Source organism: Mycobacterium sp. P4_H6, from assembly GCF_056400845.1.
Map to the genome: position 1 here is coordinate 1 of NZ_JBFUKN010000125.1, position 13,956 is coordinate 13,956.

Sequence of the window (13,956 nt, forward strand, 5' to 3'; positions counted from 1 at the left end):
GGCCGGCGGACTGCTCGATGACCGGTTCGGCGCCAAGCCCGTCATCGTCTGCGCGCTCACGTTGATGATCGCGGTCGGCCTGACGCTGATGACGCTGTCCGGGCAGCTGGCGTTCTGGATCTGCGGGCTGTTGCTGTGCCTGTTCATCGGCCCGACGCTGTCGGCGGCGCGCACCCAGATGCTGCGGATGTCCACCGCGGGCAAGGAAGGTGTCGCGTTCGGTCTCTACACGACGACCGGACGCGCGGCCGCACCGTTGGCTCCCTGGATGTTCGCCTTGTTCATCGCCATCTTCGGCACCGACCGCGCGGGTATGGGCGGGCTGTGCGCGGTGCTGGCGCTCGGTCTGGTGCTGATGCTGGGGGTACGCGTTCCGCGCACCGCGCAGGTGGTCTAACCGATCGGGCTGCAGATCGTCAGGCCCGAGCCGGTGCGCTGCTGAACCTGGGTCCCATCAATGCTGATCGAGCAGTTCACCTCGCGACCGACGTTGATGATGGTGACACTGGCCGACTGCTTGGCCGGCTGGGCCAGATTCACCGTCTTGCTCCACGGCAGCACCACGTTGAACTCGGTCTGCAGCACACCGCCGTCATCGACGTAGGTGACGTTGATGGCCCGTCCCTCACCGCCGACGGTGTAGGTCACCGTCTCGGTGGCGCCGGGGGTGGCCGACCCGCCGGGCACCGACGGTGCGGCGGTGGTCGTCGGCGCGGGGCGGCTGGTGGTGGTCGGGCGGCGCGTCGTGGTCGGTGGAGTGCTGCTCAGCGTCGGTTCGGCAGCGCTGGACTCGGACAGCGTGGGTACCGGGGCGACGACGGTCTGCTGCTGGGAGCTGTTGACGATCACCAGCGCGATGACCAGACCGATGACGGTGACGACGGCGATGGCGGCCACGATCCACAACCAGCGCGGAGTGCCGGGAGGCTCCGGCGGCGGGGCGCCCGGGGGCGGCGGCGGACCGCCGTAGGGACCGCCTCCGTACTGTCCCGCGGACTGGTCATAGCCGTAGGCGGGGTACGCGGGCAACTGCTCGGTGGGGCGCACGCCGTACGGGGGCTGACCCGAATAGGCAGGATCGGAGTAGCCCGAATACCCGGAATGTCCACCGTCGAGCCGCTGCGTCGGCTCGTCTCTGCGTGGAGAATCGGTCATTGCCACCTCATGTGGTCACACGGTACCCGCGCGGCCTGGGAATGGTGGTGACCCCGATCGGTCGCTGTGCCCGAGCACAACTCAGCGTGCGGCCGTCAGGGCGGCGACGGTCATGGCCCGCAGGATGCTCCGCGAGGCATGGTCTGTGCTGGGCATTTTGACGCTGTGCGGGGTGGAGTTCAGCAGGCCGAACACGGCGTGCGATTTGAGTCGGGCCTCGGTCTCGTCCAGTTGGTCATCGACCTGTCGCAGGACGTCCACCCAGATCTCCACGTACTGCCGCTGCGCCTTGCGGACCTGGCGTTTGGCCACCGGCGGGAGGTGTCCGAGATCGCGGTCCTGGATGCGGATCAGGTCCGATTCGCCGAGCACGAAGTCGAGGTGGAAGTCGATCAACCCGTCGAGCGCGGCGTCCGCGTCGCCGGCGTCCGCAACGACCTCGCGTGCCCCGGCGAGCAGTCGGGTGCTGATACCGACCAGCAATTCGACCAGCAGTGCTTCCTTGTTCGGGAAGTGTCGATAGATCGCGGGCCCGCTGACTCCTGCCGCGGCGCCGATGTCTTCCAGACGGACGGACAGGTAACCGTGTTCGGCGACCAGCCGTTCGGCCGCAGCGATGAGTTGGGTCCTGCGATCGGATTTGGCCCTGCTGCGCGGAGTCTCAGTGGTCATACCCGGCTCCGTTTCCGCCATGGACATTTGAGTTAGTGGCAATTAACATCATATGAGTTAGTCGCCATTAACTCAAGTGGAAACGGTTCATCGATGACACATCGCGACGCGCATGTCGCCCTGGTGACCGAATTGCGCGCCAAACTGGCCGCAGTCGCGCTGGGTGGCCCGGAGAAGGCCCGAGAACGCCACGTGGGACGCGGAAAACTGCTCCCGCGCGACCGTGTGGACGGGCTGCTCGATCCGGGCAGCCCTTTCCTGGACATCGCGCCGCTCGCCGCCGACGGCATGTATGACGACGACTGCCCGGGCGCGGGCATGATCGCGGGCATCGGCCGGGTGTCGGGCCGCGAATGCATGATCGTGGCCAACGATGCGACGGTCAAGGGCGGCACCTACTACCCGATCACCGTGAAAAAGCACCTGCGCGCCCAGGAGATCGCCGCGCAGAACCGGTTGCCGTGTCTGTATCTGGTGGACTCCGGTGGGGCGTTCCTGCCGCGCCAGGACGAAGTCTTCCCCGACCGCGAGCACTTCGGCCGGATCTTCTTCAACCAGGCCACCATGAGTGCGCAGGGCATCCCGCAGATCGCGGCGGTGCTCGGTTCCTGCACCGCCGGTGGCGCCTACGTGCCGGCCATGAGTGATGAGGCCGTCATCGTGCGCAACCAGGGCACCATCTTCCTGGGCGGCCCGCCGCTGGTGAAGGCCGCAACCGGTGAAGTGGTGACCGCCGAGGAACTCGGCGGCGGTGACCTGCACTCGAAAACCTCTGGGGTGACCGATCATCTGGCCCATGACGACCGGGATGCGCTGCGCATCGTGCGCCGCATCGTCGGCACGTTCGGGCCGCGACAGGACCCGCCGTGGGAGGTGCGGCCCACCGTCGAACCGGTCGCCGACCAGTCCGAGCTCTATGACGTGGTGCCGGTGGATTCGCGGGTGCCCTATGACGTGCACGAGGTGATCACCCGTGTTGTCGATGGCGGCGAGTTCCAGGAGTTCAAGGCCGAATACGGCACCACCCTGGTCACCRGATTCGCGCGCATCCACGGCCATCCCGTCGGCATCATCGCCAACAACGGTGTGCTGTTCGGAGAGTCGGCCGTCAAAGGCGCGCACTTCATCGAGCTGTGCGACAAACGCAACACCCCGCTGGTATTCCTGCAGAACATCGCCGGGTTCATGGTGGGCCGTGATTACGAGGCCGGGGGCATCGCCAAACACGGCGCCAAGATGGTCACCGCGGTGGCCTGCGCGCGGGTGCCGAAGCTGACGGTGGTGATCGGTGGCTCCTACGGAGCGGGTAACTACTCGATGTGCGGTCGGGCGTATTCGCCGCGGTTCCTGTGGATGTGGCCCAATGCCCGGATCTCGGTGATGGGCGGTGAGCAGGCCGCGTCGGTGCTGGCCACCGTGCGCGGGGACATGACCCCGGAACAGGAAGAGGCGTTCAAGGCGCCGATCCGTGAACAGTACGAGCACCAGGGCAATCCGTACTACTCGACAGCCCGGCTGTGGGATGACGGAGTGATCGACCCCGCGGACACCAGAACGGTTCTCGGACTTGCCTTGTCAGTTGTCGCACAGGCTCCGCTGGAGCCGGTGTCCTACGGCGTCTTCAGGATGTGACATGACTTTCCATACCGTTTTGGTCGCCAACCGCGGTGAGATCGCGGTACGGGTCATCCGTACCCTGCGCGATATGGGTATCCGTTCGGTCGCGGTGTACAGCGACGCCGACGCCGGTGCCCGCCATGTCGGTGAGGCCGATATCGCGGTGCGCATCGGGCCGGCGCCGGCACGGCAGAGCTATCTGGACATCAATGCGATCGTGTCCGCCGCGCAGCGCACCGGAGCGCAGGCCGTGCACCCCGGATACGGATTCCTTGCCGAGAACGCCGAATTCGCGGCCGCCCTGCACGCTGCGGGCATCGTCTTCATCGGGCCGCCGGTGCCCGCGATCAAGACCATGGGCGACAAGATCGCGGCCAAGGCCGCGGTCTCGGAGTTCGATGTGCCGGTGGTCCCGGGGATTTCGCGGCCCGGCCTGACCGACGACGATCTGATCGCCGGCGCGCCCGGGGTCGGCTTCCCGGTACTGGTGAAACCGTCGGCCGGCGGCGGTGGCAAGGGCATGCGGGTGGTGCATGAGGCCGCCGAACTGCCTGCTGCGCTGACGAGTGCGCGCCGCGAGGCGGCCTCGGCGTTCGGCGACGACACGCTGTTCCTGGAGCGTTTCGTGTTGCGCCCCCGCCACATCGAGGTGCAGGTGCTCGCCGACGGGCACGGCAACGTCATCCATCTCGGCGAGCGGGAATGCAGCCTGCAACGCCGGCATCAGAAGGTCATCGAGGAAGCCCCCTCGCCGCTGCTGGACGCGGCGACCCGGGCCCGCATCGGTGAGGCCGCCTGCAACACCGCCCGCAGCGTCAACTACACCGGGGCCGGGACCGTCGAGTTCATCGTGTCCGCGGACGCGCCCGATGAGTTCTTCTTCATGGAGATGAACACCCGACTGCAGGTCGAACACCCGGTCACCGAACTGGTCACCGGCGTGGACCTCGTGGAGCAGCAGGTGCGTATCGCCGCGGGCGCCGAACTCGGGATCGCGCAGGGTGAGGTCGCGCTGACCGGGCACGCGATCGAAGCCCGGGTGTACTCCGAGGATCCCGGCAACGGGTTCCTGCCCACCGGGGGCACGGTGCTCGACGTCGTCGAAAGCCCACGCGCGCGCACCGATTCGGGGATCTACGCCGGCACCGTGGTGGGCAGTGACTACGACCCGATGCTGGCCAAGGTCATCACCCACGGCCGGGACCGGGACACCGCACTGCGCGGTCTGGACCGCGCGCTGACCGAGACCGCCGTGCTGGGGGTGACCACCAACATCGACTTCCTGCGCTTCCTGCTGGCCGATGAGGATGTCGCCGCCGGTCGGTTGGACACCGGCCTGCTGGATCGGCGCACCCCGGATTACGTGGCGCCCCAACCCACCGATCACGAGTTGATCGCCGCCGCCGCCTACCGCTGGCTGCAGACCTGGGCGGCCGCGGACGACAATCCGTGGTCGGTGCCCTCGGGGTGGCGCACCGGTGCSCCCGCCCCGACGGTCATCCGGCTCGGCGCGGGGGAGCGGGTGGATCATGTGCGTATCACCGGGGCCCCGGATGCCGCGACCGCCGAGGTCGAGCACGGCGCCACCTATCGGATCAGCGCGGTGCGCCGGGGCCGGCAGCTGCACCTCACCATCGACGACATCGGCGCCGAGTATGTCGTCGCCGCCGACGCCGGATACGTCTGGCTGGCCGGCCCGCACCGCACCATTGCGGTCCACGAGGTGCGAGCGGCGCCGGTACGTCCCGACGACGAACACGCCGGTGACGCCGAACTGCTCAGCCCGATGCCGGGTTCTGTTGTCGCCGTGGGCGTCATCGACGGCGCCGATGTCACCTCGGGCACCGTCGTCTTCACCGTGGAGGCGATGAAGATGGAACACGCACTGTCCGCACCCGTCGACGGTGTGGTCGAACTTCTCGTCGCCGTGGGCGACCAGGTCAAGGTGGGCCAGCCGCTGGCCCGAATCACCGCAGCAAAGGAGGCTCAGGAATGAGCGACTATCTGTCCACGGGCGCACTGCCGGACGACTACGCACAGCTGGCCAAGACGGTGCGCGATTTCGCGCAGAGCGTTGTCGCACCCGTCGCGGCCAAACACGATGAAGAACACAGCTTCCCGTACGAAGTGGTGTCCGGGATGGCCGAGATGGGGCTGTTCGGCCTGCCGTTCCCCGAGGAGTACGGCGGCATGGGCGGCGACTACTTCGCGTTGTGCCTGGCCTTGGAGGAACTGGGCAAGATCGACCAGAGCGTGGCCATCACCCTGGAGGCCGGGGTCTCGCTGGGCGCGATGCCGGTGTACCGGTTCGGCAATGACGCACAGAAGCAGGAGTGGCTGCCGCTACTGGCAAGCGGTAAGGCGCTCGGTGCCTTCGGGCTCACCGAGGCCGGCGGCGGCAGTGACGCCGGGGCCACCAAGACCACCGCCAAAGAGGACGGCGGTGACTGGATCATCAACGGCTCCAAGCAGTTCATCACCAACTCCGGCACCGACATCACCAAGCTGGTCACCGTCACCGCTGTCACCGGGGAGACCGGCACCGGCAAGAAGGAGATCTCGGCCATCCTGGTCCCGGTGCCCACCAAGGGATTCACCGCCGAACCCGCCTACAACAAGGTCGGCTGGAACGCCTCGGACACCCATCCGCTGAGCTTCGACGATGTCCGGGTGCCGCAGGAGAACCTCCTGGGTGAGCGCGGCCGTGGCTATGCCAACTTCCTGCGCATCCTCGACGAAGGCCGCATCGCGATCGCCGCGCTGTCGGTCGGTGCGGCGCAGGGATGCGTCGACGAAAGCGTGAAGTACGCCAAGGAACGTGAAGCCTTCGGCGCCGCGATCGGCAGTTATCAGGCCATCGCCTTCAAGATCGCCCGGATGGAGGCCCGGGCCCACGTGGCCCGAACCGCCTACTACGACGCCGCCGCGCTGATGCTGGCGGGCAAGCCGTTCAAGAAGGCCGCGTCGGTCGCCAAGCTGGTGGCCAGCGAAGCCGCTATGGACAACTCGCGTGACGCCACCCAGATCTTCGGTGGATACGGCTTCATGAACGAGTATTCGGTGGCCCGGCATTACCGGGATTCCAAGATCCTCGAAATCGGTGAAGGGACGACCGAAGTGCAGCTGATGCTGATCGGGCGGGAGTTGGGACTGTGAGCGATACGCCCAAGCGCATCGTCGAGCAACGCGGCCTGTGGTTCGAGGAGTTCGAAACCGGTGTGCTGTACCGGCACAAGCCGGGCCGCACCATCACCGAGGCCGACAACGTGCTGTTCACCACGCTGACCATGAACACCCAGGCACTGCACCTGGATGCGGCGTTCGCCGATGCGCTGCCGCCGTTCAACCAGCGGCTGGTCAATTCGATGTTCACGCTGTCGACGCTGGTCGGATTGTCGGTCACCCAGCTGACCCAGGGCACCATCGTCGGCAACCTCGGCTTCTCCGACATCGCCTTCCCCAAACCGCTGTTCCACGGCGACACCCTCTACGCGGAGTCCGAGGTGACCGACAAGCGGGAGTCCAAGAGCCGGCCCGGCGAAGGTATCGTCACCTTCGCGCACACCGGCCGTAATCAGCACGGCGACATCGTGGCGACCGCGTCGCGAAAGACCATGGTGCGCAAGAAACCTCAGGAGGCCTAGTGCCGCTCGACAATATCGGCCCGGCGTGGATCTTCTGCCCCGCCGACCGCCCGGAACGGTTCGAGAAGGCCGCGGCCGCAGCCGATGTCGTCATCCTCGATCTGGAGGACGGCGCCGGTGACAAGCCTGCCGCACGTCGTGCCATCGTCGACACCCCGCTGAATCCGGCCCGCACCGTCATCCGGATCAACCCGCACGGCACCGAAGACCAGCGACTCGACCTGGAGGCGCTGCAGCGCACCGGCTATACGACCGTCATGCTGCCCAAGTGCGAGGCGGCCGAGCAGGTGAGCGCCCTGGCGCCGCTGGACGTGGTGCTCATCGTGGAAACCCCGCTGGGTGCGCTCAAGGTCGCCGAGACCGCCGCCGTCGACAACACCATCGGGGTGATGTGGGGCGCCGAGGATCTGTTCGGCTCGCTGGGTGGGACGCTCAACCGCTTTCCCGACGGTTCCTACCGCGGGGTGGCCCTGCATGTCCGCTCGCAGTCGCTGCTGGCCGCCAAGGCCTACGGCAAGCTGGCGCTGGATTCGGTCTACATCGACATCAAGGATCTCGATGGGCTGCGCCGGGAGACCGACGACGCCGTCGCCGTCGGCTTCGACATCAAGGTCGCGCTGCACCCCACGCAGGTCACGGTCATCCGGGAGGGGTACGCACCCTCGGACGAACAGGTCGACTGGGCACGACACGTATTGGCGGCTGCGACAAACCAGCGGGGCGCATTCGCTTTCGAGGGCATAATGGTGGATGCCCCGGTACTGCGGCGGGCGGAGCGGATCGTCCAGCTTGCGCCTCACCCCGGTAGTTAGCCGGCACCCCTGACCAGGGGGTCGCACTGACCGCAGCCGTGCCGAGCACCTCACGGAATGGCGGCCGAACATGCCGCCACCTGAAGGAGGCGGTATGGCTGTGTTGGGTGATGCGACGGTTGACGACGCCAGGATCGATGACGGGCTGGTGCAGTTGCTCCGCCCTGACGGGACGCCGAGCGACGACCACCGTGCCGGGGGATACCGCCGGAACCTGCCGCCCGAGACGCTGGCCTGGCTCTACGAGCAGATGGTCGTCACCCGAGCACTCGACACCGAATTCATCAACCTGCAGCGCCAGGGCGAACTCGCCCTCTACGCGTCCTGCCGCGGTCAGGAGGCCGCCCAGGTCGGAGCGGTGGCCTGCCTGCGCAAGACGGACTGGCTGTTCCCGCAGTACCGCGAGCTCGGCGCGTTCCTGACCCGCGGTATCGCGCCTGCCAACATGGGTGCGGTGTGGCGGGGAACCTGGCACGGCGGGCTGTCGTTCACCGAGAAGTGCTGCGCGCCGATCTGCATCCAGATCGGCGCCCACGGCCTGCACGCGGTCGGCGCGGCGATGGCCGCCCAGCGCCTCGGCGAGGACTCGGTGACGGTGGCCTTCATGGGCGACGGCGCCACCTCCGAGGGCGACGCCCACGAGGCGCTGAACCTGGCCGCGGTGTTCCGGTCGCCGTGCGTGTTCTTCGTGCAGAACAACCAGTGGGCGATCTCGGTGCCCGTCACCCGGCAGCACGCCGCCCAGTCGCTGGCGCACCGTGCGGCCGGCTACGGCATGCCGGCCGTCCGCGTCGACGGCAACGACGTGCTGGCCTGTTTCGCGGTGATGACCCAGGCCGCCCAGCGCGCCCGCGACGGGGGTGGGCCGACCTTCATCGAGGCGCTGACCTACCGGATGGGGCCGCACACCACCTCCGATGACCCCACCCGCTACCGATCGGTTCGGGAAGTCGAGCAGTGGGCGGCCCGGGACCCGATCCAACGGTACGAGACGTACCTCAGATCGGTTGGGGTGCTGACGGATCGGCTCACCGAACGAGTCGAGGCCCGGGCCGTGCGGCTGCGCGGCGAGTTGCGCGACGCCATCGTCGGTGCACCGGACATGGACATCGCGGAGGTTTTCGACACCGTCTACCACGAGATCACCCCGGAGTTGGCCAGACAGCGCGACCAGTTGCTCGTCGAGTTGGGGAAGGACTAGGGCCATGACCCAGATCATCGAGCGGTCCTCGACGCACGGCGATGACCTGCCCGAACCCCGTCCGTCACTGTTGACGATGACGATGGCCCAGGCCATCACCCAGGCGCTGAATGATGCGATGGCAGCCGATGACCGGGTGCTGGTGTTCGGTGAGGATGTCGCGACGCTGGGCGGGGTGTTCCGGGTGACCGACGGACTGGCCGAAACCTTCGGCGATCAACGGTGTTTCGATACACCGCTGGCCGAATCGGCCATCATCGGGATTGCCATCGGGATGGCGGTGCGTGGGTTCGTCCCGGTGCCCGAGATCCAGTTCGACGGGTTCTCCGCGCCGGCCTTCGACCAGATGGTCAGTCACCTGGCCAAGTACCGGATGCGCACCCACGGCGATATCGACATGCCGGTCACGGTCCGCATCCCGTCTTTCGGTGGTATCGGTGCGGTGGAACACCATTCGGAATCCACCGAGAGCTACTGGCTGCACACCGCGGGGCTGAAAGTGGTCGCGCCCTCGACCCCTTCGGACGCGTATTGGCTGCTGCGCCAGTCGATCACCTGCCGGGATCCGGTCATCTACCTGGAGCCCAAACGTCGGTACTGGACCCGGGGGACCGTCGACACCGAGGCGCCGGCGCTGCCGTTCGGGCGGGCATCGTTGACGCGCAGAGGATCCGATGTCACCGTGCTGACCTACGGCGGGCTGGTGGACACCGCACTCAGTGCGGCAGAGTTGGCCGCCGAACAGCATGGGTGGGATCTGGAGGTGATCGATCTGCGCACGCTCAATCCACTCGATTTCGACACCGTCGCAGAGTCGGTGCGCCGCACCGGCCACTGTGTGGTGATGCACGAGGGTGCTCGCACCCTCGGGTTCGGTGCCGAGCTGGCGGCGCGGATCTCCGAGGAACTCTTCTACGATCTGGAGGCGCCGGTGTTGCGTGCCACCGGATTCGACACGCCCTACCCCCCGGCCCGGCTGGAGAAGATCTGGCTGCCCGGGGTGGACCGCCTGCTCGACTGTGTGGAGAGGTCTCTGGCACATGAGTGATACCGACAAGCCAGAACTCCGCGACTTCCGCGTCCCAGATCTCGGGGAGGGCCTGGAAGAGGCCACCATCACCGGCTGGTCGGTGGCCGTCGGTGACGAGGTGGCCCTGAACCAGACGTTGTGCACGCTGGAGACCAACAAGGCCGAGGTCGAGATACCCAGTCCCTACGCCGGTCGCGTCGCCGAACTCGGTGGGCAGGAAGGGGACACGCTGGCCGTGGGTGCGGTCCTGGTGCGCATTGCCGGTACAGCGCAGAAGTCGGTGCTGGTGGGTTACGGCACCGACGACCGCATGGACACCTCGCGGCGGGCCCGGGCCAAGCCGCCGGTCCGCAGACTGGCCCGCGAACTCCAGGTGGACCTCACCGAGGTGGCGCCGACGGGCCCGGATCGCATCGTCACCCGCGATGATGTGCTCGCCGCGTCGGCCACCCCGGACATGCGGGCGCTGTCGGGGGTGCAGGCCGAGATGGCCAAGCGGATGACGTTGTCGCGTAACCAGATTCCCGATGCGCATGCCGGGGTTCAGGTCGATTGTGCGGCGTTGCTGAGGCTGCGTGATCGCCTGCAGATCACGCCGTTCGTGCTGACCCTGCGGCTGCTGACGCTGGTGCTGCAGCGTCACCCGTTGCTGAACTCGACATGGGTGGACACCGCGGACGGCCCACGCATCCACCCACATTCCGCGGTGCATCTGGGCGTCGGCGTGGCCACTCCCCGCGGGCTGCTGGTGCCGGTGGTCGCCGATGCCCAGCAGCGCAACACGCGTGAACTCGATACCGAGGTCAACCGGTTGATCCAGGGTGCACGCGGCGGCGGGCTGCGGCCGCCCGAGCTGATGGGGTCGACGTTCACCGTGTCCAACTTCGGGGCGCTCGGGCTCGATGACGGGGTGCCGGTGATCAACTACCCGGAGGCCGCCATTCTGGGCATGGGCTCGCTGAAACCGCGGGCAGTGGTGATCGACGGTGAGGTGCTCGCCCGCCCGACGATGTCTTTGACGTGCGCCTTCGATCACCGCATCGTCGATGGCGCCCAGGTCGCGGCATTCCTGACCGATCTGCGTGAGCTGATCGAAACCCCTGAGTTGGCGCTCGCGGACCTGTAGCTCTCAGTGCTTCTTGGCTGCGGCCAGCCGCCGCTGGAACTCCGGTGATTCGATGGATCGTGCCTGCGGTGTGATCTCCACGTCCACCGCGATCGCGTGCTGCGCGCTGTCGAGAAAACCCGGGTTGGCGGTGGCACGCATCGACGCTTTGGTCGCGATCACCACATCGCGCGGCGCGGCGGCCGGGCCGGCGGCGAGTTGCTGCGCCGCGGCGACCGGATCGTCGGCAACCTCGAGGGCCAGGCCATACCGCACCGCCTCGTCTGCGTCGAAGCGTTTGCCGAACAACAGCGCCGCGCGCGCCACCTGGGGGCCGACGCCGCGCTGCAGCATCCAGGTGGCACCACCACCGGGATGGATGCCGAGCTTCTGGAATCGGGGATCGAAAAGTGCTGCGGGACCGGCAATTCGGACGTCGGCCGCCAGTGCGAGGTTCAGTCCCGCGCCGACCGCGGCGCCGTTGACGGCCGCGATGGTGGGCAGGGTGCAATCGGCGACCGCCAGGAACCCGTCGTAGATGATGCGCAGTCCGTCCTCGGCGGCTTCACCGAGCGCGGTCAGGTCGGCGCCCGCGCAGAACGCCTTGCCCGCGCCGGTCAGCACGACGGCGTGCACATCGGTGTTTGCTTCGGCGGCATCGATCGCGGCGCGCAGGGCTGCCGAGATCTCGGCGGTCACCGCGTTACGGCGGTCGGGATCGTTGACGGTGACGGTGGCGACGTGATCGGCGACGTCGATGAGAACAAGGTCTGACATGGCATCAGGCTACGGACCGGGCGCGGTGGGGGACACCGGAGGTCGGGCATGCCGTCGCAACACCTGATCAGGTGCGCTGTCCAGGTGTTTTGCCCGGTTCTGTCACAGCCCCGGATCTCCTTTGCATCGGAACGGTAACCGTCGCATCTGTCGCGCGTTGAAGTTGCATCCATGTCATTTACCTTTCTCCCTGACTGCGACGTCAATATGAAAGCGCTTGGGGATGACATGGTGAGTAAGTCGAATCGGCTGGCCGTCAGCATGATTGCTGCGGCGGCATTGTGCACGCCGCCTCTTTTGCTGAGCGCGGTGGCGCAAGCGCAACCGGCGTTGCAGTCGAGCGCGGGTGGCGTGCCCTGCGTCGGCATGGTCCAGCAGCTGGCCGCGTCCCCGCCTGATGTGGGTCAATCGTTGCAAGGCATTGCGGCACCGTTCACCGGTGCCGGCGCCGCGCCTGTCGTCATCCCGCCCGCGACTGCGGCTGGTGCGATCCCCGCCGCGGGCGCCGCCGGTGGTGGCGCAGCCGGAGGTGCTGGTGGAGCGGGTGCCGGTGGTGGCGCCACCGGCGGTGCCGGTGCCGGTGGTGCGGGTGCGGCCGGCGGAGGTGCCGGAGGTGCGGGTGCCGCGGGTGGTGCCGGGGGCGGCGGTGCTGTGGCCGGTGGCGCTGGTGGTGCCGGGGGCGGCGGTGCTGCGGCCGGTGGCGCTGGTGGTGCCGGGGGCGGCGCGGCCGGAGGAGCCGGCGGCGCCGGTGCACCTCTCGCAGGTGGAGCGCCCATCGCAGGTGGAGCGCCGGTCGGCGCGCCGCTCGCGGATGCCGCGGGCGCGGTCGGCGGCGCTCCGGCCGGAATCGTGGACACCGCAGGCGCGCCGATTCCCGGTGCACTCGGTGATGGCGCCCCGCTCGCGGATGCCGCGGCTCGTGTCGGCCAGGGTGGCGTTCCGGGCGCGGGTGGCGGCGAAGGTGTCGGTGGCAGCGGCGGTGGTGCCCCGGGCGGCGACGTGATTCATCCCGCGGCCGCGAATGTCGGTCCCGCAGGTCCCCCTGCAGGCCCGCTTGTGGATGCCGCTGCGGTGGTGCCGCCGGCAGGTGGCGCGCCAGTCCCCGCGGCAGCAGTGATCGACGGCGCCGCAGCTGCTCCCGCAGCGGCCGCACCGGTGGTCGGTGGCGGTGAAGGTGCGGCTCCTGCCGCCGCGATCGGTGGCGGTGACGCCGGTGGCGGCGCTGGCGGCGCGGGTGGCGGTGGAGCTGCCGGTGGTGCCGGTGGTGGCGGTGCTGCAGGCGGAGGTGGAGCCGGCGCTGGTGGCGGCGGTGGAGCTGGAGCCGGTGGCGGTGGTGCGGCAGGTGCAGGTGGAGCCGGCGCTGGTGGCGGCGGTGGAGCGGGTGTGGGCGGTGGCGGTGCTGCAGGCGGAGGCGCTGCCGGTGGTGGCGCCACCGGTGGTGGGGCGGTTCCCGTCGGCGCTGTGGTCGAAGGTGGAACCGGTGGCGGCGTCGTGGGCGGAGCTCCCGTGGAGCTTGCCGTGGCTGCCCCTCCTGTTGAGGTGGCGTTGCCGCCGGTTGAGGTGGCTGCGCCGCCCGTGGAGGTGGCTCTGCCGCCGGTCGAGGTGGCTGCGCCGCCCGTTGAGGTGGCTCTGCCGCCGGTYGAGGTGGCCGCGCCCCCGGTGGAAGTGGCTGCCCCTCCGATCGAGGTGCACGCGCCGCCGGTCCAGGTGGCCGGTCCGCCTGCCGAGATTTCGGTGCCGGATATCGACATCGAGGTTCCCGATATCAGCATTCCGGGCATCAGTGTGCCCGGCGGTGCGGGCGTCCCCGGCGGAGTTGTCGGCGGCGCACCCGGCGCCGTTGTCGGCGGTGCTCCCGCCGCTGTGGTCGCTGACGCTGGAGCCGCGGCGGCTGCGCCCGGTGCGGCTGTCGTCCAGGCTGCGGCACCCGCCGTGGCCGGTGG

Annotated in this window: 13 protein-coding genes; 9 read left to right on the plus strand and 4 right to left on the minus strand. The window is 68.6% G+C overall.

Annotated elements, in window-relative coordinates:
- On the plus strand, positions 1–397 hold a 397-nt coding region (locus AC1DTF_RS30225; RefSeq protein WP_477476717.1), incomplete at its 5' end, for an MFS transporter.
- Here AC1DTF_RS30225 and AC1DTF_RS30230 read toward each other — a convergent pair.
- Positions 394–1,155: an MmpS family transport accessory protein gene (locus tag AC1DTF_RS30230; RefSeq protein ID WP_477476718.1), complete on the minus strand. Its 762-nt coding sequence runs from the start codon at positions 1,153–1,155 to the stop codon at positions 394–396. The genes AC1DTF_RS30225 and AC1DTF_RS30230 overlap by 4 nt on opposite strands.
- Before the next feature lie 81 nt (positions 1,156–1,236).
- On the minus strand, positions 1,237–1,827 hold the full coding sequence (locus AC1DTF_RS30235) for an SACE_7040 family transcriptional regulator (RefSeq protein ID WP_477476719.1): 591 nt from the start codon (positions 1,825–1,827) through the stop codon (positions 1,237–1,239).
- Positions 1,828–1,920: 93 nt separating this feature from the next.
- Here AC1DTF_RS30235 and AC1DTF_RS30240 point away from each other — a divergent pair, with 93 nt between their 5' ends.
- The 8 genes from AC1DTF_RS30240 to AC1DTF_RS30275 all read left to right on the plus strand — a co-directional run bounded on the left by AC1DTF_RS30240 (position 1,921) and on the right by AC1DTF_RS30275 (position 11,257).
- Entirely contained in the window at positions 1,921–3,459 is a 1,539-nt protein-coding gene (locus AC1DTF_RS30240) for a carboxyl transferase domain-containing protein (RefSeq protein ID WP_477476720.1), read from the plus strand.
- A gap of 1 nt (position 3,460) precedes the next feature.
- Positions 3,461–5,440: an acetyl/propionyl/methylcrotonyl-CoA carboxylase subunit alpha gene (locus tag AC1DTF_RS30245; RefSeq protein WP_477476721.1), complete on the plus strand. Its 1,980-nt coding sequence runs from the start codon at positions 3,461–3,463 to the stop codon at positions 5,438–5,440.
- A complete protein-coding gene (locus tag AC1DTF_RS30250) occupies positions 5,437–6,600 on the plus strand; it encodes an acyl-CoA dehydrogenase family protein (protein ID WP_477476722.1) in 1,164 nt (387 codons plus the stop codon). The genes AC1DTF_RS30245 and AC1DTF_RS30250 overlap by 4 nt, the downstream gene beginning before the upstream one ends.
- Positions 6,597–7,088, plus strand: a complete 492-nt coding sequence (locus tag AC1DTF_RS30255) for a MaoC family dehydratase (RefSeq protein WP_057169495.1) — start codon at positions 6,597–6,599, stop codon at positions 7,086–7,088. Before AC1DTF_RS30250 ends, AC1DTF_RS30255 begins: the two co-directional genes overlap by 4 nt.
- Positions 7,088–7,900, plus strand: a complete 813-nt coding sequence (locus AC1DTF_RS30260) for an HpcH/HpaI aldolase/citrate lyase family protein (protein ID WP_477476723.1) — start codon at positions 7,088–7,090, stop codon at positions 7,898–7,900. The genes AC1DTF_RS30255 and AC1DTF_RS30260 overlap by 1 nt, the downstream gene beginning before the upstream one ends.
- A 94-nt stretch (positions 7,901–7,994) precedes the next feature.
- Positions 7,995–9,101 carry a pyruvate dehydrogenase (acetyl-transferring) E1 component subunit alpha gene (gene pdhA / locus AC1DTF_RS30265; protein WP_477476724.1) on the plus strand — a complete coding sequence of 369 codons (1,107 nt, stop codon included), beginning with the start codon at positions 7,995–7,997 and terminating at the stop codon, positions 9,099–9,101.
- 4 nt (positions 9,102–9,105) lie between these two features.
- Positions 9,106–10,149 carry an alpha-ketoacid dehydrogenase subunit beta gene (locus AC1DTF_RS30270; RefSeq protein WP_477476725.1) on the plus strand — a complete coding sequence of 348 codons (1,044 nt, stop codon included), beginning with the start codon at positions 9,106–9,108 and terminating at the stop codon, positions 10,147–10,149.
- Positions 10,142–11,257 carry a dihydrolipoamide acetyltransferase family protein gene (locus AC1DTF_RS30275; protein ID WP_477476726.1) on the plus strand — a complete coding sequence of 372 codons (1,116 nt, stop codon included), beginning with the start codon at positions 10,142–10,144 and terminating at the stop codon, positions 11,255–11,257. Before AC1DTF_RS30270 ends, AC1DTF_RS30275 begins: the two co-directional genes overlap by 8 nt.
- A 3-nt stretch (positions 11,258–11,260) precedes the next feature.
- Here the strand turns inward: AC1DTF_RS30275 and AC1DTF_RS30280 are convergent, their stop codons facing one another.
- Both AC1DTF_RS30280 and AC1DTF_RS30285 read right to left on the minus strand, forming a co-directional pair.
- Positions 11,261–12,013, minus strand: coding sequence for an enoyl-CoA hydratase (locus AC1DTF_RS30280; RefSeq protein ID WP_057169500.1), 753 nt, complete (start codon positions 12,011–12,013; stop codon positions 11,261–11,263).
- Between the two features lie 174 nt (positions 12,014–12,187).
- A partial coding sequence (locus AC1DTF_RS30285) for a hypothetical protein (protein ID WP_477476727.1) occupies positions 12,188–13,956 on the minus strand: 1,769 nt, incomplete at its 5' end.